This is a genomic window from Candidatus Hydrogenedentota bacterium (assembly GCA_035416745.1).
Classification (GTDB): domain Bacteria; phylum Hydrogenedentota; class Hydrogenedentia; order Hydrogenedentales; family SLHB01; genus UBA2224.
Window position 1 is genome coordinate 29577 of sequence record DAOLNV010000036.1, and the last position, 22847, is coordinate 52423.

Genomic DNA, 22847 nt, shown 5'->3' on the forward strand with positions numbered 1-22847 from the left:
TTCGGAGCGCGCCTGGGTCTCCGCTTCGGCAAACGCGTCGAGGCGCTGGGCGGCGCGATACTGATTGTCATAGGAATCAAGATTCTGCTTGAGCACATGGTAACAGGATAATCCGGGTCCGGCGTGTCTCCCGTTTTTTACGGGGCTTGCTCAACGGCCAGGAAGCGCGCCGGAAGAGGCAAGACGCATGTGAGGAGGGTTGTTGTCGTGGAAGTTATCATTCGCGACACACGGGAAAAGGCGGTTTCGCTGACGGCGTCCCTGATTGCGCGGGCGCTGGTGAAGAAACCCAATCTGGTACTCGGGCTGGCCACCGGCCGCACGATGGAATCGGTGTACCAACTGCTCGTGGCCATGTATGAGGATGACGGGCTGGATTTTTCGCTGGCCCGGACGTTCAACCTCGATGAATACGTGGGTTTGCCGCCCGAGGACCCCAATTCCTACCGCTTCTACATGAACAGGCACTTGTTTCACCGGGTGAACATTGACCTGCGAAACACGCATTTGCCCGACGGGATGGCCGAAGACATCGAAGCCGAGTGCCGGAACTACGAGGAAAAGATCGTAGACTGCAACGGCATTGACCTTCAGTTGCTGGGGATTGGCCGCACGGGGCATATCGGTTTCAACGAACCGCTTTCCGCCATGCGGTCTCGCACGCGCCCGAAAGCCCTCTCGCCTGAAACGGTCGCGCAAAACGCCCCCCTTTTCACGGGAGAGACTCCCATGCCGCGCCGCGCGATAACCATGGGGGTCGGCACCATCCTGGAATGCCGCCGTTGTATCCTGCTCGCCACCGGCAAAGAAAAGGCCGAAGTGATTGCCAAGGCCGTCGAGGGCCCCGTCACCGCCATGATTTCGGCCACGGCCCTCCAGTTGCACCCGAATTGTACCGTGATCGTGGACGCGGAGGCCGGCTCGCTCCTTCAGAACCAGGACTACTACCGGTGGATCTTCGAGAATGAACCGGATTGGCAGCAGTATCACTGACGGACGGCGGCGCGGTCCGCGGGTGAAGGCAAATCGCTTGCGCGCAGAGCAGCGGCCTTGCGCTGCGCAATTGTGGCATACTATGATCTGGCTCGTTGGCAAAACGCACGGTATACGAAAGGGTGTTTCATGAGTCATATCATGCTCGTCGATGATGACGTCGATCTTGCCCAGCTCATTCGCACCAAACTCGCGGCGGAAGGGCACGAAGTCTCCGTGATCCACTCGGGCGATGGTGCGTTTGAGATGGCCAAGCAGGTGAAGCCGGACTTGGTTGTCTTGGACATCATGTTGCCGGGGGAGACAGGCTACCGCATCTGCAGGCGTCTGCGTAAAGACCCTGAATTGTATCAAGTGGGCATTCTCATCCTTACGGCGCTCGGGGAAGAGCCGGAAGTCCTTCACGGCCTCGAGCAGGGGGCGGACGACTATTTATCCAAGCCCTTCAAACTTGATCATCTCATGGACAAGATTGTGTCATTGGAGGCGTTGCTGGATTCGGCGAAGCAGCGGCACTCGGCCACGGGATTGCCCGGCACCGAGGCGGTCAAACGCGAAATCAACCATCGTCTCGCTCGCGGGATGGCGATCGCCTGTTGCTATATCGATATGGTCGGTTTCAAGCCCTACTGCGCGGTGACGGGAGTCACGGGCCAGACCCGCGCCCTGGCCTTTATGGCCAACATGCTCAATATGCTCACGCGTCAAATGGGCGTCTATGAGAGTTACACGGCCCATCTTGGCGGCGAACATTTCGTGGTGATGCTGAATCTCGAGGACTACGAGCGTTTCTGCAATACGCTCATGGAGATGTTCGATCAGAAGGTGAAGGAACTGTACACGCCCGAGCAGGTGCAGCAGGGATTTATCATGGCTACCGACCGGCGGGGCAAGACCGGGAGATATCCTCTGATGATGTTGTCTATCGGCATTGCCCACAACCAGTTTCGACAGTACAAGAGCGCGAAGAAGGTTTTTGAGGTTCTCGCGCAAACCCGCCAGATGGCCAGGCCGGTGAACAAAAGCGCGATGTTCGCCGATCGACGGCAGACCGATCGTTAGGAGGCGCAATGCGCGCGCCGCGCGTCTTGAAAGCCAGCCTTTTCCTTGCCGGGGTATTGCTAGCGCTGTTGTTGGTTCTTCCGGTGCGCGCGCCGCTTTCCGATGAGGAACTGGCGCGCCGGGTACGAGCAAGCCAACCCGCCTGGGGCAATTACGATGAAGATTTGAAGGCCCAGCTCGGCGCCGCGCCGGTGGCCGAGTGGGAAGGCCGCCTGACCCGGCTCCAATGGGCGTCGGGGGTGTTGCAGATCTCGTTTTCTCTGACAGGACCGTGGGCCAAGCGCGATGTTGCCATTCCTATACTGGTGCAGCTTCCCGACGGCGAGACGTTCAGGGACGAGGCTGCCATTCGAGAGGGAAGCCAAATCACGTACCGCTTTTCCACATCCCTCGAACACCCTCCTCAGTGGGTGGTTGTCCGTTACCCGTTCTACGGGGAGCGGCGCATTGTGCTGTCCGAAGACGGCCGGTGGGAGAGCGCGGAGAACTGACAGCCGCCTGCGCCGCGGGTTTTCAGGGCCCGTCTGAAACCGGCCCTGTTGGCCGGGCCATGCACGCAGGCATCATCTGGAGGCGCATGTCATGTCTGACGGGATGACTCCCGGCTCGCCGGAACCGACGCCGGAGCTGCGCCGCCAACTGCTGGCCATGCAACGGAATGAAATCACGGAATACCATGTCTACAAGCGTCTCGCCCAACGCCAGACGGATACCCATAATCGCGACGTCCTGCAGCGGATAGCCGAAGAGGAACGCAACCACCACGACTTCTGGCAAGGGTATACGGGGGTCCCCGCGAACCCGAGCCGGCTGCAAATCACGCTGTATCCCCTGATGGCGCGGCTGCTGGGCCTGACATTTGCCGTCAAACTGATGGAACGGGGAGAGGAATCCGCGCAGCTCAACTACGAGGCAGTCGCCGGCATCATCCCTGAGGCGAAACGCGTGCTTGAGGAGGAGGAAGAGCACGAGCGGAGACTGCTGGCTATTCTCGATGAGGAGTGGTTGCAGTATATCGGCTCCATCGTGCTTGGGCTGAGCGATGCGCTGGTCGAGTTGACGGGCGCTCTGGCCGGGCTGACCCTGGCGCTGGCCAACAGCCGGCTCATCGCGCTGATCGGGCTGATTACCGGCATCGCGGCCGCGATGTCGATGGCCGCTTCGGAGTATTTGTCGAGGAAGGCCGAAGAAAAGGAGGGCCACTCGCCCTTGAAAGCGGCGGTCTACACGGGCATCGCTTATATCGTGACAGTCGCTCTTCTTGTGGCGTCTTATCTGTTGCTTGCCAATCCCCTCGCGTCCCTGGCGGCCACGCTGTTTTTCGCCATTCTTATCATCGTGGTGTTCACGTACTACCTTGCTGTTGTCCGCGATATGCCTTTCAAACATCGTTTCCTGGAAATGGCCGGCCTGTGTCTCGGGGTGTCCATTGTCAGCTTCGGGATCGGTTTTGTGTTGCGGCAGGCTTTCGGGATCGACCTGTAGGGGCGGCTGCTTCGAGCCGGTGGACCTGGCGGACGTTGTGGACACGCCTGCGCGGGGCATCCCGTTCCGGGGGCCTGGCTCGCCGCCTCGCCTCTATTCAGGGTTCCTGGCCCGAGAGTCAGATTCACTCCTTCTCCAGGTGGAAGAGGGCAGGTCACGGGGACATCCCCCATCATCCGGAGCCGTCAGGGGGGCGGAAGGGGCTGGCCTGAATTCATCGGCGGCACGTGTCCTGCCGGCGGACATTCGGGTTGAAAATTGATTGACTCGTGGTATGTTCCGTGGTAGACTTTTACTGAAAATAATTTTAGGTTCATGCCATGGAACGCCATATTCTACATATCGATATGGATGCCTTTTTTGCCTCGGTCGAGCAGGTGCTCAACCCGGGGCTAGCCGGTAAGCCCTTGATTGTCGGGGGGTTAAAGACCGACAAGCGGGGCGTGGTGAGCACGGCGTCTTACGAAGCGCGGAAATACGGCATTCGCTCGGCCATGCCCCTGGTAGAGGCCGTACGCAGGTGTCCTCACGGCATTTTCATTCGCGGTCATTTCGAGCATTACCGTGAAGCCTCCGAGAAGATCCGCGCTATCCTCGATAGGGTATCTCCTTGTGTTGAAATGGCTTCCATCGACGAGGCCTATGTCGATGTAACGGGTTCCCAGCGGCTTTTCGGTGGTGACGATGCCATTGCCCGCTATATCAAAGAATCCATTCGTGAGGAAACCCGGCTGCCATCTACCATCGCCATCGCGCCAAACAAACTGGTGGCCAAGATTGCTTCGGATGAAGGCAAGCCCGACGGATATCTCAGGATAGGCACGGGAGGGGTGCGTGACTTTCTACGGCCGCTCCCGTTGGCAAAATTGCCGGGGGCCGGGCCTCGAACACGCGAAGTCCTTGAAAGGCTTGGCATTATGACGGTGGGATGTCTCGCCGACGTGCCGGTGATGGTGTTAGTTCAGGCTTTCGGGCCCATGGGATATGCTCTTCAGCGTGCAGCCCGGGGCGAATCCACCACGCCGGTTCAACCGTATTCGCGGCCCAAATCAATCAGCCGCGAGACGACTTTCGAAGAGGACTTGCTCGATTGGGAACGTATCGAACACATTGTGGCCTATTTGTCGGAACGCTGCACCCATGCGTTGCGTGAAAACGGCATGGAGGCGAGGTGCGTAACCCTCAAGGTGCGGTACTGCGATTTCTCGACGTATACCTTCGCCAAAACGCTGCCTGAATCCACGTATCTGGACCGGGATGTCGGCAAGGCCCTCGACGAACTGCTGCCTAAAGCCCGCCAGCGCCGCGCCCGGGTGCGGCTGGCCGGCGTTGCTCTTACGTCGTTGACCTACAACCAGCACCAGTTGCAGCTGTTCGACGGCGAACGGCCGGAGAAGTGGCAGCGGGTTATGCACAGCGTCGATGCCATTCGCGCACGGCATGGGTTCGAATTCATCCGGTTCGGCAAATCGATGGAACTTGGACGTCATGTCGAACTCGCTACGCCGTCGCTTTCACGATAACCCAAGGCTGCGAAACAGACGGAAAAACGGGACTGCGCCAAGCGAGGACGCCGCAGGCGGACGAGGACGGGGCTGTCCCCAAGGTTTTTCGTTTTAGCCGGGAGCGTGACGCGAGCGGGCGGCGCAAGGAGCGAGAAGTGCTTGTTCCGGGCATTTAAATCAGGTTTTTGTCGCGTTGATTCCGTTGCATGTACATAGCAATTACTCGATGCTGGAAGGGACGGCACCGCTCGGCCGGCTGGTTGAGCGGGCCGCGTCGTACGGACTGCCGGCGTTGGCTCTCACCGACACCGGAGGTTTGTATGGGGCGGTGCCGTTTTACCAGGCCGCCCGTGCCGCCGGCATCAAACCTATTATCGGGGTGAATCTCGACAATGTCGTTTTGCTGGCCCGCGACAGAGAGGGTTATGCCCAGCTCTGCCGTCTCGTGACCGCGTATCATCTTGATGATGCCTTCGACCTTGTCGCCCAATTGAACGAATGCGACCGGGTATTTGTGCTCTCCGGGGACGCCGGCCGTATTCAGCGTCTCTATCGCAACGGTTTGGAGCCTCTGGTGGTCCTGACCAATCATGGCGACGCCGTCTCGCGCTACCGGGCCACCCTCCAGTACGAGCTGGGCTCTGAACTCGGGTTGCGTTGCGTCGCCGTGAATCCGGTGTATTTTCTGCGGTCCGAAGACTACCGTGTGCACCGGGTACTGTCGGCTATACGCCGCAATGCTACCATCGATACGTTGGAAGAAGGCGATGTCGCGGACGCCGCGTGCTGGTTCCGGCCGCCGGAAGAGATGCGCCGCCTCTACGCCGATTGGCCCGGCGCTCTGCGCAATGCCGAGTGGGTGGCGGAGGAATGTAATCTCGAACTTTCGCTCGGCATGCCCCTGTTTCCTGGTTTCGACTTGCCTGAGGGAGAGACGCCGTTTTCGCATCTGTGGAAACTCGCATTCGAGGGGGTGAAACGCCGGTACCGGCCGCTGACCCGGCGGGTCATCGAGCGGCTGAATCATGAACTGGACATTATCGAGCGCCTCGGGTTCGCCCCCTATTTCATCATCGTGTGGGACGTTGTCACCTTCGCTCGCGCTCGCGATATCCCCATCGTGGGGCGCGGCTCCGCCGCAAACAGCCTCGTGGCGTATGCCTTGGGCATTACCCGTGTCGATCCTTTCAAGTACGACCTGTATTTCGAGCGGTTCCTGAACCCGTCGCGCAGCGACTGTCCCGATATCGATCTCGACATCTGCTGGCGCCGCCGCGACCAGGTAGTGGACTATGTATACGAGCGGTACGGGGCTGAACACGTCGCCATGATCGCTACGTTCAACACGTTCCAGGCCCGTTCCTCCGTGCGTGAAGTCGCCAAAGCCATGGGTCTCACCAGCGGCGAGATAGGGGAGGTGACGCGCCGCTTGCCCCATTATCACGCGGGCGATATCAAGACTGTTGTGCAACACCTGCCCGAGTGCCGCGAGCTGCCCATTCACGAGGAGCCTTTGCGCTCTATCGTGGCGGTCGCCGAAGCCGTCGATCAGTATCCGCGCCACATCTCCTTGCATCCCTGCGGGCTTGTGATCGCTCCCGAGCCGCTTACCCGGTTTGTGCCGCTTCAACGCGCCGCCAAAGGGTTTGTGGTTGCCCAGTACGATATGCACTCCATCGAGGACCTCGGCCTGGTTAAAATGGACCTCCTGGGACACCGTTCGCTCACGGTGATCGACGAGACGGTTCAACAGGTGTGGGATAACCGGGGCATCCGGATAGACGTCGAGGCCCTCCCGGAGCCCGACCCGATTACGGCGGAACTGATCCGGAACGGGCGCACCATCGGCTGTTTCCAGATCGAATCGCCCGCCATGCGCACCCTCCTGCGCAATACGCTGGCCGACAATACCGACATGCTTATCAAGACCTTGTCGCTGGTCCGGCCCGGCCCCTCTGGCAGCGGCATGAAAAAGCGGTTTATCGCGCGCCATCTGGGCAAAGAGCCCACCGAATATCTGCACCCCTCGCTCGAACGCGTGCTCGGCGACACCTATGGCGTGATGCTTTATCAGGAGGACATCCTCAAGGTCGCCAATGTTATCGCGGGGATGGACCTGGCTGAGGGCGACATGTTGCGCCGCGCCATGACCAAGGACCGCTCGCCTCGTGAAATGGCCAGGAGCATGAAGACCTTCATCGAGAAGGCTGTCGCGAATGGGGTCGAGGAGAGTGTCGCGGAAGAAATCTGGGGGCTTATTGCCAATTTCGCCGCGTATTCGTATTGCAAAGCTCATGCGTCGACCTATGGCGAAATCTCCTACCAGTGCACGTATCTGAAGGCCCATTTCCCGGCCGAGTTCATGGCCTGCGTGCTGTCGAACCGCGGCGGCTTTTACCATCCCGCGGTCTATGTGGAAGAGGCCAAACGGCTGGGCATCGAGGTGCGCCCGCCCGACATCAACAAAAGCCGTTTCGAGTACGCTGCCGAAGGCGATACTATCCGCGTGGGGTTTGTCGAGGTGCGTCAACTTGCTCATGGAACCGTCGAGGCCATTCTCGCCGCGCGCACGGAGCGTCCCTTCGAGAGCCTTGGGGACGTGTGGGCCCGTACTGGCATGACGCGTCCCGAGGCCGAGGCCTTGATTCAGGCCGGCGCGTTCGACGCATTCGGCCGGACGCGGCCCGCCCTGTTCTGGGAGTTGCATCTCCTCGCGCAGGGCAAGCGCGAGGAGGCGCCTGTCAACGCGGACCGCTTGTTTCGCGAACATGGGGGCGAGTACCGCACCGTACCCCGGTTGCCCGACATCTCACGCAAGAAACGCACGGATCAGGAATGGGAGGCCCTTGGCCTGGTTGTGTCGACCCATCCCCTCGAGTATTACGCGCCGCTGTTTCAGGAACGCGCCCTCGTGAGCAGCACGGACCTGCCGCGCTACGTGGACCGCGTCGTGATGCTGGTCGGGTGGCTCATCGCCGAGCGCCGGGTGGGGCTCAAGGGGCGCGGTTGCATGAAGTTCTGCACCTTCGAAGACCCCAAAGGCGTGTTCGAAGCCGTCCTGTTTTCAGAGACCTACCAGCGTTACGGGCATCTCCTCGATTCCCACGGTCCGTATTTTGTCTTGGGCAAGGTTCAGGACGATGACAATTATTGTTCGGTGATCGTCGAGGAGCTCGAACGGGTGGACGTCAGGCCCAAATCGCCAGGCGCTTCCGACATTACCCCGCCCAAACACTGGATTTTCCCCGGCGCGCAGGGGGAATAGGGGAGGAGCACCCGCCGTCTTCTGCGAGCTCGCGCATAGTCGGAGAAAGCACTGAGTTTGTTCCTGTTCGGCCGCATGTTATGTTGGGGCGGGCACAGCGGGTTTCGGCGAAAATGGAAACGGCCGCAAGCGCTGGGGGCTTGCGGCCGTGCAAGGGATTGGCCGATTGCTTACTTCTTGCGACGCCACTTCCACGCGGGGTCGCGCATTTCTTCGGGGTGCGTCATCGTGCGGAACAGTGTCCTTTGCGAATCCGGAACCTCGGGAACGGTGTCGAGTTTGTCGTGGCGCGCACGCTGCTCGGGGCTCAGCTCGGGCAAATCCTTCTCGACGACGTTGCAGGTCATGAAGACCAGCAGCTCGGTATTGACTTTCTCGATGTCGTTCTGGCGGAAAAGGAAGTTGGCGATGGGGATATCTCCCAGTACGGGGAGCTTACTGACGTTAAGCCGGTCCGAAACGTTGCGCAAGCCGCCGATGAAGATGGTGCGTCCGTTGCCCGTTAAGAGCGTCGTGGAAGCTTCGCGTTTGTCTTCAATGGGTACGCCGGTTTCGGAGAGGCCGCTGATGGAACTCTGCTTGGCCTTGATTTCCACGACAATATCGTTATTGTGGGTTACGCGGGGCGTTACCTCGAGCTGGACGCCGATGGGCTTGAACTCCGTCGTGGCCACGGGCGGCCCCTGGGTGGTTTGCGTCAATTCCTGGTAGGGGTATTCCTGGACGATGCTGATCTCAGCAATCTTGTTCTCGATAGTAACGACTACAGGATTGGCCAAGATCTCGGCGTTGCGGCTTTGCACCTCGGCGGCGATGTCGGCACGGAAATCCCACTCGCTGCTGAGAGTGCCGATCGAGAGCACCCCGGCGTCCAGGAGGTCGGTGCCGATATTGCCCATGGTCGCGTCGAGCGCCAGCTCTTGCAGGTTCCCGATGACTTCGCCGCGGCGGTTGACGTCGGGGATATGCTGCATGACCCAGTCAACACCGGTCTGGGAGGCATCACGCATCACCGCGTCGACGATCATGGCGTCGATCGATACCTGTTTGACCGGGATGTCGAGTTCTTTGATCAATTCCTCGATCTGCGCCACAACAACGGGCGTGTCGGTTACCACGACATGCCGTCCCCGGGTATCTTGCTCGACCATGCCGATCTCCTTGGTGAGCATGCCCTCGATTACCGGGCTGATACCCTCGGGTTCGGCGTAATTGAGTTTGATGGCGCGCGTCACGGTTGGAATGACGGCCTCGGCGAGGTCCAATTGCTTGACGATTTGCTCGAGTTCTTGTATGCGCTCGACCGGACCGGCCAAGACGATGACATTGGTGCTGGCGTTGTCTGCCACGGAGATGGATTGAGAATCGGGGTAACCGAGAACAATGGCATCGAGGGTCTTCTTGACCTCTTCAGCCCGGGCCTTCTCGAGGACCACGAGCTTGGTGGTACGTTTGGCGGCAATCGCTTCCTCGATGGGCACAATGCGATAGATGGACCCTTCTTTTATGATGCCCAGGCCATTCATGCCCAGGACGATTTCCATCGCTTCCATGAGCGGAATATTCTTGAGGCTTGCGGTCACGGTGCCGGTAATATCGGTGCCTGCGATCACGTTTATGTCGGCGCGTTGTGCCAGAAGCGCCACGACATTACTGAGGTCCATTTCACGGAACTCAATCGAGACAAGCTGCCTCAGGGGGTCGCCTTTAACCTGCGGCGCGGCAATGGAAGCCTTCTCTACCGCAGGGGTGAGGGTAGCGCCCTCTTCGGGAACGGGCAACGGCTTTGCGGTGCGCGTCACGGGCTTCATCTCGGGTTTGGCCTCGCGCGGCGCTGGCGGAGCAGGCGGCTGAGGGGCGGGTTCAGGCGCGGCCGGTGTCTCGGGGGCGGCAGCCGGAGTCTCGGCGGCAGCTGCCTCGGCGGGCTCTTCGGCCGGGGCTTCCTCAGCTTTTTCCCCTTCCGCCGCTTTTTCCGGGGCGGCCAGACGAATCATCGGGAGCCCTTCGAGCTTGACCGGAACCGCTTTCACCTGTGCCATGGCCGCTTCGGCGAAATGCACGGGCGCGGGAGTTGCTTCGTAGTAAGGTGTGCTTGTCTCGTCCAATTGCTCGGGCTCGCAAGGCGAGTCCGAGAGATGGGTAAGCGTGATAATCTCCACCTCAGGAGATTGCGTCACGGTCTCTGTCGGAAGAGCGGGCGCTTCTATCAGGACGGGCGCCTCTTCGACAGGTTCTGCCTCGGGCAATTCCAGGATCGAGGCGACAAGGCTCTCGGCCGTGCGAACACACGTGCCGCCGTCTGAAATGCCGGCGGCACACCCCTCGTAGGATTGTGCTTCATTAGGGGCTCTCTGGTCTTCGACGGCTTCGATAGACGCCGCGAATACCGTCAGGAGCACAACTGCGCAGACCGCCACCGACATGATATAGGTTTTTCGAGACATCACCTTACCGCTCCTTCAGCTCCAGGGTGATTTCCGAGTCTTTGTATTTCAGAATCACGCTGTTTTTCGTAATCCGTTCCAGGGAGACTTGACCATCGAGGACGCCCGTTTGCGAGCGCGCGGTGCGGAACATTTCGCCAGGGAAGGTATATCCTTGAGCGATCGGCTCGTTGTTGATGATGGCGATCGGCGCGGTGGCGTGCCACACGATCCCCGACAGCAGCAGATTGCGGCGAATCGCGGAAATAGTCGCTTCATCGGTGGCGCTGGCTGCCGGCCCTCCCTCTGCGGACGCCAGTACCGCAGGGGCAACATAGGGCCCAACCAACGGGGACATCGGGTTCCGAAGCTGTTCCTTCTTGCGGACGGCATCGTAGTCGAAACCGACTTCCTTAATCCCCGCGGCAAGCTCCTTGAGGTTGACTTCGCCTTCGCTCGCGACGGGCGGCTGGGTGGCTGCGCCGCCGGTCTTGGGGGTTGCCTCAGCCGCGGGCGGACCCCCGGCCGGCGTTGAGGCCTGGCCACTCGGACGATTACGCAAATTCGCCTCAAAGTCTTTCTCTGCTTGCGATTTTGTGAACACCCGCGTGTACAGGACGTAGACCAGGATCAGTAAGAAGATCACCAGCAGGACGATTTTTGTGATGTTCTTGTTCACGCCGCGCTCCCCGTGCCGTTCTCCACGAAGGTATAGGTGCTCAGGGTAAATTCGGCTTCAGACACCCCGTCTTCTTGTTTTCCTATTTGCAGGTCGGAGATTTTAAGATACCGTTTGAACCGCTCCAACCGATTGATGAACTCGGCGATATCGTGGAAACTGCCACGCACCGCGATGCGGTAGGGGATGGTCAGCTTGGCGCCTTCCGGCCGGGGAGTCTGGGCGCGCATTTCCACGTCCAACCCCCCGACGTCGTCCGCAATGTCTTCGAATTGCGTGAGCAGCGTGGCAATCTCCCGCTCGGAGGGGAGCCGTTCCTCGAAATCGCTCACCAATTCCCTGATCTCGGCGGTTTTTTCGCGCAGTTTGCCGATGTCAGCGGCGAGCTGCTGCGCCTTTCTCAATTCTTCCTGTGCGTTGGCCAACTCGTTCCTGGTGGTGTCCAAGCGCTGCAGTTCGGGTTGGTACAGGAAGAGATAGAAAACCGCGCACAACATGAACGTCAAGCCCAGAACGACTCCCACAAACGCCCAGTCTTTCGGGGTCACGGTTCCTTTTAGAAAATCGATCATGTTGATTCGCCTCCCTTCCGGATGACGAACTCGAAGGTGAATTCGCGAACCCGATAGCCCTCGTACTCGGTATCCACAACACGCGGGGGCTCAAACTGGAACAAGGATGAGAATTCCTCGTCTTTCTCGGCTGCGCGCGCAAACGAACCGGTATCCAGGCGTCCGTCGGGAGTTTCGATGACATAGCCCTTGACACGGAGCACCGGGACGTCGACGTTGGTCTTGTTCATGCGGGGTTTGTTGGTAGCGGGATCCATCACGACCTTGCCGTCCTGCCCAACGAGGGGAACCAGTTTCTCGACTTTCTTGCTGGTCACCATGATTTCGGTGTACCACAGGTTGTCGGGGGCCAGACGGTTGAGGTTGTATAGCTGACGCGACCAGATGATCCGGTCGCTCGTAATTTCCTCGATGGCTTTGATCTTGCTGGCCAGCTTCGTCTTGTCCGACAGGAGCTGATTATATTCATCGACGACGTTCTTGAGGCCGGCCAATTGTTCTTGAACGCCCCCAGGCCCCTCTAACTGGTTGCGTACGACGAGCACTTGGGCGTGGACCGCGCCGAAAACGACTACCATGCCTGCGATGGCCGCCAGTAGCGCCAGGATGCTGAGGATATGGGGGATGGGGGTCCGTTTGACGGGCCGCAGGTGTTTCGGGAGTAGGTTTATCGTAATCATAGTTCCGCGGCTCCCCGTGCAGCCAGGCCGACCGCAACCACGAATTGGGCAGGCCGTTTGCGCATCTCGGCAACGGCCGCGTCGTTGCGCAGGATAAGCGCGCTCGCGGTTGGGTCAGCGACCTCAACGTTATCGAGGCCCAGTTCTTCGGCAAGGGCCTCCGGCAAGCCGGGCAACTGGGCGACGCCTCCACTCAGAAGCAGCCGTTCGACCGGCTTTTCATAGAGTTGCTGTTCGTAATAATCGAATGAGCGCCGAATCTCCGTTACGAGCCGCGCCAATGGTGAACTGAGCACCTCGCGCAGGTCCTTATCTTTCGGCGCGTCCGTCCGGCCAATTCCTCCGTGCGGGGGCACGGGCGAGGAAGACGGCCTGCCGCCGAAATCGCCGAGTTCCTCTTCAAGCGGGTTGAGATAGGAACTCGCGCCCAAGTCCGGCGCGGGAGCCTGTACACCTTCGCGTTCTGTTGGGGGAGCAGGGGGCGCCAAGAGATTCGCGGCAGCCAGGATCTTCTCGGCTTCGGCATATTCGCAGCGGCGGCTCTTGGCAATCGCCTGGATCAACTCGCGTGCACCCCAACTGACATCGCGGATGAAATTCGATAAGCCATCCTTGATGAAGTGAATGCTTGTCGTGGTAGCGCCCAGATTGAGCAGCGCCACCGATTCGCCCACGCGCAGGAAGTCGCAGCATTCAGCAGCGTCGGCGATCGCCAGCGAATCCACCCCCAAGACAGTGTATTGAACCTCGGCCGCCTTAGCGACTTGAATCCGCGATTCAATCACTTCGTGCTTCGCGGCGACCAGAATGACGCGCAGCGTCGTCTCGTCGTTGTCTGAGATCTTCTCAAGGAGAGACCAGTCCAGGTAGACTTCGGAGAGTTCGTACGGAATGTTCTGCCCGGCTTCGTTCTCGATGGCTTCGGTAAGTTGATTCTCGGGCATGTCGGCCAAATGCGGGTAGCGAATGACCACATTCTGCCCGGGGAGCGAACCCACCAGAAGGCTTTGTGCCAGATTCATGCGCAGGAGCGCATCACGAAGTGCGGCGGCTTGTGCTGCAATCGGATCTACGTTGACTTGGTTGCGATCGACCAAACCGTACCCTACTTGGTCGACACGCAGCCGTCCTCCCGATTTTGTCATCTGGACGGCTTTGACAGAATGGGAACCAATGTCAACGCCGATGGCTTTACTCGGCTTGGAAAACAGCATTGGCGTAGTACCCCACCTTCCAGGCCTCCGTCTGCTCAATGCCGCGGCAAGCTCCCCTGAACCTAGGCATGTAGTGTGCTGAGCACACATCGGCCTGCATTCCGCTTCTTCCTAAACTTAACAATACCAAAAATGCGAAACCTTGTCAACACATAATCCTGGTAGGTTTCTGTTGTGGTCAGGCCCGTCCATCACGGCGCACTCCAACCAAATGTTGTGCTCACACCCTATGCAAATGGCGTGCCGATAAGGATGTTTCGGGGTAGAAACACCCTAAAAACGCCTAATTTCATGAGTTAACTGTTGACTAATATGCCCCAAAAACCTCACAGAACCGGCAAGTTACTGTCCGAGCGCCTGATTTTCGGCAATATGACAATATATGGGGTCCAGCGATACCTTAGGATACCATCTGGACTGTTTGGCCCGGAGAGAGAGGGAGTCGGGGACGAGAACGGAAAAAGCGGGATTCCGAAGAATCCCGCCTTGGTGCTTCCCCGCACTGTGCCGTAGATGGGGCAGAAAAATTGAACCTAACCCACGAAGTGGGTGCCCTCACGGTAGCCTTCCGGCTTCCCCGACGAGGGGGCATGTCGTCAGCTACGCAGATATCGGGCTCCCGATTCAATTTCTAAGGTACAATTTTTGCCCTGTCCCTCGAACACGGCAGGGAAAACCGTGTACGCATCAGTTTACCAGATGGAGCGGGTTGCAGGCAACGCCGCCAGTGATTCTGTGCCGCCGCCAGGACCTGTGGGATTCCGTGACTGTGTTCGCTGCAGGGAAGAGTGCGACAGCTGCCCGAAGCGACTCGGAGCCAGGTCGATTGCATCGATGCCACTTCCCAGATAGGGGGGAAACGCCTCACGACGTTGCGCTGAGGCATCAAACCCGATATTATTCCGTTCTGTGAGAAACACCATATCGTGTCGTGGGGAACAGTCCTTTGCCGGAGGGGCTGCAGGGGGCACGGAAACGTTTGAAACGTCGAAAGAGGCGAACTGCGAGTCCGCAGGGACCCGATCTCGGCGGCGATTTGAGGGAGCCAACACTCCGCGCTCTTGCAGAGCGGGGTGAGCATATCGCGTGAGAGGGTGTCAATGCGAAAGATCTACGTGATGTTGTTTACCGCCTTGGCGTTGGGTTTGGCCTGGGCGATTCGCGGGCACTTTGGGCACGAGTGGGGGGCCTCGTGGGCCGGCGGCGTAGGAGGCCTTGCCCTGCTTGTCGCGATGCGCGACCCGCGCTATATGCGCCGCACCCCTGTATTGGCTGCGCTGTGCGCCATTGGATGGGGCGCCGGGGGAATAATGAGCTACGGGATCGTCATCGGCTATTGCCGGGGCAACGATTTCATCAATGTCATTTACGGTTTTTCAATGCTGGTGGTGATCGGCGGGCTCTATGGGTTCCTGGGCGGGGGACTTTTCGGTCTCGGCCTCGAGTCCACCGAAGAACATAAGCCGAAATGGGGTTCGTTAACGGCGGAGATGGTCGCTGGGGCCTGGATTGCCTGGGGGCTTCTCATTTACCAATTCGAATGGTACATGACGCCGCCGCGCTCAGAACTCTGGGCAGCGTGTTTCGGGGCGTCGTCCGCCCTTGCCTGGTACTTGTACCGTGAAGGGTACGGCCGGGCGTTGCGCGTGGGCGCGTATAGTGCGTTGGGCGGCGGGCTCGGGTTCGCTCTCGGCAATTTCCTGCAGGTGATAGGCTCGTCGTGCGAGATTCCGTACAACTGGTGGAACGTGATGGAGTTCACGCTGGGTTTCTGCGGCGGTCTCGGAATGGCCTATGCCGTCGTGAGCCGCAAGTGGCCGGATCCCGTCGCGCCATCGATTCCCGCCAACCGGCTTGCGTTGCTTTTTCTCTTCATCGCCATACCCTTTGTCAACCACATCAAGGCGGTGCGCGTCGATACGCTGTCAAGTCTGGGCAAGTCTCTCGAGGTCGCGGATGTATCGCGGTTTGTAATCACCCAGCAGGTGCTTGCGTGGGTGCTGGCAGGTCTGCTGGCGGCCGGCGAACTGCTTTCATGGCGCCGGTACGGGGAACGAAAAAAGACGTTAACCGCCGCCGTAGTTCCGGGGATGTTCCTCGGTTATCTGGGTTTGTATACCATCTTCTCGTACATCACCGGGGGGTTGTTCTACAGGCACATTGATTTCGGCGTTTCGCACACCATGTACGTGCCCATTTTGGCGGTGCTTGTGGCGATGTGGTTTGCCGTTGGGCAAAAAGAGCGGCACGACACGGTAATGGAGCGTCCGGAAAGTGGGATACGCTGGCTCGTCATCGCTGCATGCGTAGCCTTGGTTCTCGTGGGCATTACGTTCGCTTCCATCAATATGCACGCGAAGCCCCTCGGCGGTTCTCACAAACGCTTTTTCGCCGAGGCGCCGCAAAAACCGTGACGGCGCAGTCTTACCTCTGGAACCTGAGTCTTGCAGTGAAAACTCGCGGACATTGTGGCAGAGGGGCCAAAGTCTGCGTTATGGCAACGCCTACCCGCTGGTATGGGGCGGTTTCCGAGGTAGTCGGACCAGGGAGCCGATGTCTTTTCCCGCTGAAGCGCAGCCGAAGGTCCAGCTGCGTCCCTTGTGTCGTTTGCGTCTTTTGGGTCCTGGTATCCTGTTTCTTTGCCGGTTTCCTTTTCACGGGCTCGCGTTTACAATAGCGCCAGCGGCGAAACCAAGAGGAGGGCTGCCATCATGCGCACAGACCATGGCCATCACACGCGCTCGGGGCAATGCAGCTGTTGTTCGATGTCCCGCCGGTGTTTTTTGGGCGCTGCGGCGGGGGCCGGTGTAGTGGCCCCGATGTTGGCGTCGGCGCAAGGGGCAAAAACTCCCCCTGAACTTGGCGAATACGTCGAGCTGGCGGCGCTCCGCCCCAAACCGGCGGTGCGGATTCTTGGCGCGGTGGTCCGCGCGACGCCGCCGTACTGGCTGGGGTGGCCGGGCACGGCTTACGACCTCGAAGGGCACCGGGAAGAGTACGAGCGCAGTTTTGGGGAAATCGCGAATCATGTGGGCGTCGGGTTCGAGATGACGAACCCGCCTCTCGAGAGCGACGATGCGGTCGCCGCGTTCGTCAACCGCATCCAGACCGAGCAACCCGACGCGGTGCTTGTGCACATCCAGCACTTGAGTTATTGGAAATGGGCTGACGCGATCGCGCAGGCGGGGTTACCTACGATCGTTTTCGCGCCTATCGGAATGTCGTTCACGGGGCATACGCTCGAGATTTCGCGCCGACCCAAGGTGCATGTGATCTCGTCGCTGTGCCTCGAACCGGTCGAGCAGGCCTTCCGCATGATTCGGGCCATGAAGCAGATGCAAGAGTCACGCATCCTAGTGGTGCGGGGAGAGGAGCGCAAGGAGACGGTATTGGAGCGCTTGGGCACCAAGGTGCGTTACGTGCCGCGCCCGGCAATGCATGAAATGTTCGAGGCCATGCCGGCCACGGACGAAGCCCGCGACATCGCGCGCGAAATGCAACGCGTGGCCGAAAAGACGGTCGAACCGTCCAGCGAGGATTGCGTGAATGCGGCCCGGTCGTTCCTGACCGCCAAACGCCTGGTCAAGGACGAAGCATCGAACGCCATCACCACGGACTGTCTGGGCATGGTGCAGTCGAAGGTCGTCCCGACGCCGCCGTGCATGGCCGCGACGATCTTCCAGGATCACGGCGTCACTTATGGCTGCGAGGCGGACCTGTTCGCGGCGGTTTCGTTGATGTTCGTGAGCTATCTGTTCGACAAGCCAGGATTCATGCAGGACCCCGTGGCCGAGACCTACAAGAACGTGTTGGTTGCCGCCCATTGCACCTGCGGCACAAAACTCAACGGTTTTACCGAGCCGCCCGAGCCGGTGATCTTGCGGTCCCACTCGGAATCGGACATTGGGGTGGCTACGCAGGTCTTGTGGAAGGAAGGCCAGCCGGTGACACTCGTGCGGTTCCAGGATCCGAATTCGCTGATTCTGGATACGGGCAAGGTCGTGGGCAACGTGCAGACGCCGCCGGCCGGCGGGTGCCGCACGAGTGTCGAGGTCGCCATGGATCGTATGGAAGATGCCCGCGACGTAATGGGATTTCATCAGGTCGTGTTTTACGGCAACCACCGGCGCGATGTCGAGGCGTTTTGCCAGATGTACGGCATTAAGGTGAGCAACTCGCCCGAGCGGGGACCCCGGGAGGCTATCTCATGAAAACGAAGGCGGCTTTGGCGCTGTTGGCTCTGGCCGTGACCGCGCTCGCAGCCGATGAGTCCGCGCGAACGTTGTCGTCGCCGGGATTTCCGCCCTCGAAAATTGCCGCGAACGGGGCGATTGAGGAGCTGTGGGGCACGGTGGCACTGGCGGTGCTTGAACCGGCGGGCATGACCGTCGCGGAACAGCGCTTCGAAGAAAGACCCGTGCCGACGGCCGTCACGACGAAACGCGCGGGAGACATTGTGCTTGAGGAAACCGCCTACCGCGCGCCTATTTGGCCGGGCGGGGTGGACGTGTTGTCGGCCGCTGTCTCGAACACGGGCGCCGCGGCGGCAAGAACGTTGCTCGAGGTACAAATGCCGGAGACCGTTGGTCTCGGCGAGCGAACCGGCGCCGCGGAGGGACGTCCGGTCGTCGCGCTGCCGCTCGGGGTCGAGCCGGTCCGCGAAGAGCGCGAGTGGGGTTGTACCGGCGGCCCAAGCTCGCTTCCGGGGTGGGCGAAACCCAGCACCGACTGCGATCCCGCGTTCAAAAACATCCGCGCGGGCATGGGCGGCATTCCCATCACGTACAAGTTCCGTCTCGAGCCGGGGGGACGGCGGAAAGTTGTGTTGGGTCTATGCGAGAGCCATTGGCAGGTTGCGGGCCAGCGGCCCGTGGTGTTGCGCGTCGAAGGCGCGCCGGAACGGGAGCTCGATCCCGTCGCCGAATGGGGGCAACACGTGCCCGGCTGCATTGCTTTTGACGCCATTGATGCGAACAAGGACGGGCGCCTCGAAGTCACCGTCGACCCGCACCCCGCCGCAAGCGACAAGAACACCATCCTCAACGTGATCTGGGTGTTCGACTCCGGCCTTGTGATCAGCGATGGCGACGTGCTTACCGGAAAACTGAACGATAAGGCCGAGTACTATGTCGATGCCGGCGGCGAGCGTGACCAGTCGCTGTACAAGGGAGGAACGCTGCGTTACGCTCTCGAACTTCAACCCGGCGAATCCAGGCAACTGCTGTTTCTGCTCAGTTCTCCGGGCGGCGGCGCGGTCCCCGACCCGGCCAACACGGCCTGGACGGCCGCAAGCCTCCGCAAAGCGGCCGAGGACGTGTGGCGCGACTGGTGACCGCGAATTATCGACGGACCCTTTTGTTATGCGCGATGTCGGCGTTTCTCTCAAGGCAAACGGGCTTATATTGCCGCGGTCCGCGTATGCTGAACTATCGTGTCTCGGGGGTATCAGGAGGTGGCGAAGAATGAGAACCATAAGTGGAATGACAGTGTGCTTGGCAATGTTGTTGGCGGTATCGTGCCAGACCACTCCGGGGAGGCCGGTCAACGCTTTGGGTGAAAGGTTTCTGTTCGAAGACAACGGCAAATCGTTAACCCTGCTCGAGAACGGCAAGCCGGTCCTGGAGTATCGCTATACGCGCGTGGACCCGCCCCAGGGCGCTCCAGAGAAGTTCTGGCGCATGAGTTACATTCACCCCTTGTACGGTCTTGACGGCGATATCCTGACCCAGGACTTCCCGGACGACCACTACCATCATCGCGGGGTCTTCTGGACCTGGCCCAACTGCACCGCGGGCGAGCGTCCCATGAATGTGTGGGAGATCGATGGTGTCAGACAGGTCTTCGATGAGTGGATCACGCGCAAGGCAACCAGCGACGCCGCCACGGTGGCCGTGGAAAACGTTTGGGTATTTGACGATGATCCGAAGCCAAAAGTGCGCGAACACATCCAGTTTATCGTGTATCCCTCCGACGAATTGGGCCGCGCAATCGATTTCCATCTCAAATTCATCAACGTCTGCGGCGAGGTCGTAACGATTCGCGGCGCGGCCACCGACAACAAAGGCTATGGGGGATTCTGTTACCGGCCGGACAAGGCGCGGAAACCCATGCAGTTCACTACCGCCCGGGGCGCCATCGAAAAGGACCAGGACCAAACGGAATACGATACTCCGTGGGCGGATTGTAGCTCGATTGCTGAGCCCGATGGCTCGGTCTCAGGCGTGGCAATCTTCCAACATCCCGCTAACCCGGGCTATCCGCATAAGGGCTGGTTGTTCCGGCATTACGGGTTCCTGGGGGCGTCCTATCCGCACAACGAGACACTGACGCTGAATCCCGGCGAGAGCCTCGAACTTCGTTACCGCATGTACGTGCACCGCGGCAATGCAGCATTCGGAAAGGTAGCTCAACGCTTTGCGGAGTACACAGAAAAAGTCAAGTAGGGCGTAAGGCATCCTCTCGCCCAGCCTGTGGGCCGCATCTCCTCAGCGAGGTCGGATTACCGAGTCGGTCGGGGGATTGGGCGAGCAAGCGCAGGGTGGGCATAATATAAAGTCCGGCAATGAGATATGGCGATTGCGCTTGCATGGTCCAGGACCGATAGGCGCTTTGAGCATAGGCTGTTTGTTCTCTCCCGTTCACGCTTCCAGTATTCGGCTTGGCGGTTCCCGATATATCCGCCCACCCCGCCAGACCCCTCAGAAATCGGGAACATGCGTTTGTTCCGGAAGTTTGACAAAGCGCATGGCGCTTTCCTACGATGTAACATCTATTGTGGTTGGAACTTGGGCATGAGTTTGAAACCAGGCAAATCAAGACGGGGGAATCATTTCATCTTTCCGGGGCGTTTACTAAGCGTGCAATCGTGTGAATAGTCGTGTTTTTGGGAAATGAAGTCGGGAAGCGTTTTGTTATTCCTAAGGACGATGACATTTGGTCAGAGAATCAGTTCGTTTCGTGAATGGCGTGCCTGGGGGGGGCAGTGCGGACAGGTGCGCATGTTTAAGAAGCGGAAAAAGAGGGCCCAATGTGAAGTCCTGCCAATTTGATTCAGACTTGAAGTATCGAGCAAGAGCGAGGTAATCCGGTGGCATCCAGAAAACGTTGGAATTTCATTCACGACAAACAAAATCCGTTCGCGCTGCCTCAGAATATCGCCAGGGAAGTGAAATCAATAGCTCAAGCTCGAAGTAACGGGCGGAAGACTGAGTGCATGCAGTATCTCTGGATTTACGTTACCCCGTTATCGGCGGATTCTTTACACGGTGTGCCGCCACGTGAAACCACCCTCGCCACCGACGAGTGGCTCAGCATTCTGGACGAATCGGCGGCGTTGGGAACGGGGTGCCTGGTCATCAGTACCGGGGAGGGTATTGACAAGCATCCGGAAATCCTGGCCATGTGTTCCTGGGCCCAAGAAACCCACGAAATGTTCGTAGGATTGCACGTGTATGACAAGCCTCTCACAGCCGGTGAAATGGAGAAGCTGACAAGCCTTGATTCCCGCCTGTTCGCGTTGTTCATTGACGCTGAGATCAGCCCCAAGATGCCGGCGACGGGCCCAAGAGGCGTCCAAGTGTGCGGGGCGGATTGCGACGGCCGCGAAGTCCTGAAGGGGAATTGCGTGATTCCCAAGAATATGGCCTGCATCGGGCCCAATGGCAAGATGTATGCCTGCGCGTACGTCTACGGCGATACAAGATACGCCATGGGGCATTGCTTCGAGAAGGAATTGGACGCGGTCATGAACGACGAGAGCATCCCTCGTACGATCCCGCGTGAAGAAGCGGCGGAGAAACGGCGATGTAACGGATGTCCGCCTCTGATGAAGCAGATGCTGGATAAATCCAAGGGGCGGGAACGCGGCGCGAAACCGAAGGTTAACGGAAAGTAGCTCTGGTCTCGCCATCTCCTCCTAAGAGTGCCCACCTGCAAAGCTTGCCGGATCTCATCTTCCCCCCCCGCGGAATTCCCTCTCCTTATAGATCGATGCAAAACGCTTGGAAGCGCCGCAGAACCCCATTCCCAGGCGTATAGGCCGGCGCCCGCCTGTGAGACACTGCCCGATATTGCCGCGAGGATTCTCCTTACGGGGTTTCCCTTACACCTTGTCGTGTCCGACTGCCTTGAAAAGCAGCCCAGTTCCATTGCAGTTCCGGCTATCCTGTGACACACTGAATATCTATCTGGCTCGGCCTCTGGCGCCCTGATCAGGGAGAAAGGACAAGATAATCATGTTCAAGGAATTCAAAGAGTTCGCATTGCGTGGAAACGTGGTGGATATGGCGGTAGGTATTGTCATCGGTGGTGCGTTCGGCACGATTGTGAAGAGCCTGGTGGACGACGTTCTGATGCCGCCCATCGGGTGGGTGCTGGGCGGGGTGGATTTCTCCGACTTCTTCCTGGTCATAAAAGAAGGAACCACTTCGGGTCCATACCTCTCGCTGGGCGCCGCGAAGACGGCCGGCGCCGTCACGCTCAACTACGGCCTCTTTGCGAACGCCGTAATCAGCTTCCTGATTGTTGCGTTTGCGCTGTTCATGGTGGTGAAAGCCATGAACAAACTGCGCCGGAAAGAAGAACCCGCCGCCGAACCGACAACGAAGGATTGCCCATACTGCCTGTCGGCCATCCCCGTCAAGGCGGTCCGGTGCGCACACTGCACCTCGGAACTGGGGGCCAAGTAAGACCCGCGGAACGCGTCCGCTGATCTGCGCGGCCGTCGCCCTTTCCGCTCAGGCATCGGCCGCGGGGGAGAGAAACGTCCGAGCAACAGGAATGCGACAGCTGAGATCAAACGCGGGGCAAGGCTTTTCTTTTCTGCGTCGGCGGTACAAGCAACGTCCGGCCTTGCCTCGGACGTCGGGATTGTTCCTCCCCGCCGCGGCTGGGTCTCTCGACCGCGCCACTAAACTTCGCGCTTTATTCCGCCATGCTGGGCGGCAACTGGAAGGCGCTTTTCAAGGATA

General features: G+C 59.5%; 17 protein-coding genes and 1 other RNA gene. 12 read left to right on the top strand and 6 right to left on the bottom strand.

Features of this window, described 5'->3' with window-relative positions:
* Positions 1–207: 207 nt before the first annotated feature.
* The 6 genes from nagB to PLJ71_12300 all read left to right on the top strand — a co-directional run bounded on the left by nagB (position 208) and on the right by PLJ71_12300 (position 8310).
* Positions 208–993, top strand: a complete 786-nt coding sequence (nagB, locus tag PLJ71_12275; GenBank protein HQM49455.1) for a glucosamine-6-phosphate deaminase — start codon at positions 208–210, stop codon at positions 991–993.
* A 129-nt stretch (positions 994–1122) separates the two neighbouring features.
* A complete protein-coding gene (locus PLJ71_12280) occupies positions 1123–2055 on the top strand; it encodes a response regulator (protein HQM49456.1) in 933 nt (310 codons plus the stop codon).
* Between the two features lie 8 nt (positions 2056–2063).
* Complete coding sequence (locus PLJ71_12285; GenBank protein HQM49457.1) at positions 2064–2546, top strand: hypothetical protein; 483 nt, start codon at positions 2064–2066, stop codon at positions 2544–2546.
* 91 nt (positions 2547–2637) lie between these two features.
* A complete protein-coding gene (locus tag PLJ71_12290; protein HQM49458.1) occupies positions 2638–3540 on the top strand; it encodes a VIT1/CCC1 family protein in 903 nt (300 codons plus the stop codon).
* Positions 3541–3860: 320 nt separating this feature from the next.
* Positions 3861–5063, top strand: coding sequence for a DNA polymerase IV (dinB, locus tag PLJ71_12295; protein ID HQM49459.1), 1203 nt, complete (start codon positions 3861–3863; stop codon positions 5061–5063).
* A 184-nt stretch (positions 5064–5247) separates the two neighbouring features.
* Positions 5248–8310 (top strand): DNA polymerase III subunit alpha, encoded by a 3063-nt coding sequence (locus PLJ71_12300; GenBank protein ID HQM49460.1) that lies wholly within the window; start codon positions 5248–5250, stop codon positions 8308–8310.
* Between the two features lie 170 nt (positions 8311–8480).
* Here PLJ71_12300 and PLJ71_12305 read toward each other — a convergent pair whose 3' ends face one another.
* The 6 genes from PLJ71_12305 to ssrS all read right to left on the bottom strand — a co-directional run bounded on the left by PLJ71_12305 (position 8481) and on the right by ssrS (position 14554).
* Complete coding sequence (locus tag PLJ71_12305) at positions 8481–10754, bottom strand: secretin N-terminal domain-containing protein (protein HQM49461.1); 2274 nt, start codon at positions 10752–10754, stop codon at positions 8481–8483.
* Positions 10755–10758: 4 nt separating this feature from the next.
* The gene (locus PLJ71_12310; GenBank protein HQM49462.1) at positions 10759–11412 is read right to left on the bottom strand and encodes a hypothetical protein; all 654 of its coding nucleotides are present in this window, start codon (positions 11410–11412) and stop codon (positions 10759–10761) included.
* Positions 11409–11984 (bottom strand): type 4a pilus biogenesis protein PilO, encoded by a 576-nt coding sequence (gene pilO, locus PLJ71_12315; protein ID HQM49463.1) that lies wholly within the window; start codon positions 11982–11984, stop codon positions 11409–11411. The genes PLJ71_12310 and pilO overlap by 4 nt, the downstream gene beginning before the upstream one ends.
* The gene (locus tag PLJ71_12320; GenBank protein HQM49464.1) at positions 11981–12664 is read right to left on the bottom strand and encodes a hypothetical protein; all 684 of its coding nucleotides are present in this window, start codon (positions 12662–12664) and stop codon (positions 11981–11983) included. Before PLJ71_12320 ends, pilO begins: the two co-directional genes overlap by 4 nt.
* Positions 12661–13878 carry a type IV pilus assembly protein PilM gene (gene pilM, locus PLJ71_12325; protein HQM49465.1) on the bottom strand — a complete coding sequence of 406 codons (1218 nt, stop codon included), beginning with the start codon at positions 13876–13878 and terminating at the stop codon, positions 12661–12663. Before pilM ends, PLJ71_12320 begins: the two co-directional genes overlap by 4 nt.
* Positions 13879–14368: 490 nt before the next feature.
* Positions 14369–14554, bottom strand: a non-coding RNA gene (ssrS, locus tag PLJ71_12330) — 6S RNA.
* A gap of 424 nt (positions 14555–14978) precedes the next feature.
* Here ssrS and PLJ71_12335 point away from each other — a divergent pair.
* The 6 genes from PLJ71_12335 to mscL all read left to right on the top strand — a co-directional run bounded on the left by PLJ71_12335 (position 14979) and on the right by mscL (position 22565).
* On the top strand, positions 14979–16292 hold the full coding sequence (locus PLJ71_12335; protein ID HQM49466.1) for a hypothetical protein: 1314 nt from the start codon (positions 14979–14981) through the stop codon (positions 16290–16292).
* A 297-nt stretch (positions 16293–16589) separates the two neighbouring features.
* Entirely contained in the window at positions 16590–18089 is a 1500-nt protein-coding gene (locus PLJ71_12340; protein HQM49467.1) for a hypothetical protein, read from the top strand.
* Positions 18086–19210 (top strand): hypothetical protein, encoded by a 1125-nt coding sequence (locus tag PLJ71_12345; GenBank protein ID HQM49468.1) that lies wholly within the window; start codon positions 18086–18088, stop codon positions 19208–19210. Before PLJ71_12340 ends, PLJ71_12345 begins: the two co-directional genes overlap by 4 nt.
* Positions 19211–19340: 130 nt before the next feature.
* Positions 19341–20321, top strand: coding sequence for a PmoA family protein (locus PLJ71_12350; GenBank protein HQM49469.1), 981 nt, complete (start codon positions 19341–19343; stop codon positions 20319–20321).
* Positions 20322–21091: 770 nt separating this feature from the next.
* Positions 21092–21772 carry an SPASM domain-containing protein gene (locus PLJ71_12355; GenBank protein ID HQM49470.1) on the top strand — a complete coding sequence of 227 codons (681 nt, stop codon included), beginning with the start codon at positions 21092–21094 and terminating at the stop codon, positions 21770–21772.
* A gap of 340 nt (positions 21773–22112) precedes the next feature.
* Positions 22113–22565 (top strand): large-conductance mechanosensitive channel protein MscL, encoded by a 453-nt coding sequence (mscL, locus tag PLJ71_12360; GenBank protein HQM49471.1) that lies wholly within the window; start codon positions 22113–22115, stop codon positions 22563–22565.
* Positions 22566–22847 lie beyond the last annotated feature (282 nt).

Bases quoted from the DNA above. Each gene is read 5' to 3' on its own strand.
- PLJ71_12280 (HQM49456.1), top strand. From the start codon at position 1,123: ATGAGTCATATCATGCTCGTCGATGATGACGTCGATCTTGCCCAGCTC.
- PLJ71_12285 (HQM49457.1), top strand. From the start codon at position 2,064: ATGCGCGCGCCGCGCGTCTTGAAAGCCAGCCTTTTCCTTGCCGGGGTA.
- PLJ71_12290 (HQM49458.1), top strand. From the start codon at position 2,638: ATGTCTGACGGGATGACTCCCGGCTCGCCGGAACCGACGCCGGAGCTG.
- dinB (HQM49459.1), top strand. From the start codon at position 3,861: ATGGAACGCCATATTCTACATATCGATATGGATGCCTTTTTTGCCTCG.
- PLJ71_12305 (HQM49461.1), bottom strand. From the start codon at position 10,754: ATGTCTCGAAAAACCTATATCATGTCGGTGGCGGTCTGCGCAGTTGTG.
- pilO (HQM49463.1), bottom strand. From the start codon at position 11,984: ATGATCGATTTTCTAAAAGGAACCGTGACCCCGAAAGACTGGGCGTTT.
- PLJ71_12320 (HQM49464.1), bottom strand. From the start codon at position 12,664: ATGATTACGATAAACCTACTCCCGAAACACCTGCGGCCCGTCAAACGG.
- pilM (HQM49465.1), bottom strand. From the start codon at position 13,878: ATGCTGTTTTCCAAGCCGAGTAAAGCCATCGGCGTTGACATTGGTTCC.
- PLJ71_12335 (HQM49466.1), top strand. From the start codon at position 14,979: ATGCGAAAGATCTACGTGATGTTGTTTACCGCCTTGGCGTTGGGTTTG.
- PLJ71_12340 (HQM49467.1), top strand. From the start codon at position 16,590: ATGCGCACAGACCATGGCCATCACACGCGCTCGGGGCAATGCAGCTGT.
- PLJ71_12345 (HQM49468.1), top strand. From the start codon at position 18,086: ATGAAAACGAAGGCGGCTTTGGCGCTGTTGGCTCTGGCCGTGACCGCG.
- PLJ71_12350 (HQM49469.1), top strand. From the start codon at position 19,341: ATGAGAACCATAAGTGGAATGACAGTGTGCTTGGCAATGTTGTTGGCG.
- PLJ71_12355 (HQM49470.1), top strand. From the start codon at position 21,092: ATGCAGTATCTCTGGATTTACGTTACCCCGTTATCGGCGGATTCTTTA.
- mscL (HQM49471.1), top strand. From the start codon at position 22,113: ATGTTCAAGGAATTCAAAGAGTTCGCATTGCGTGGAAACGTGGTGGAT.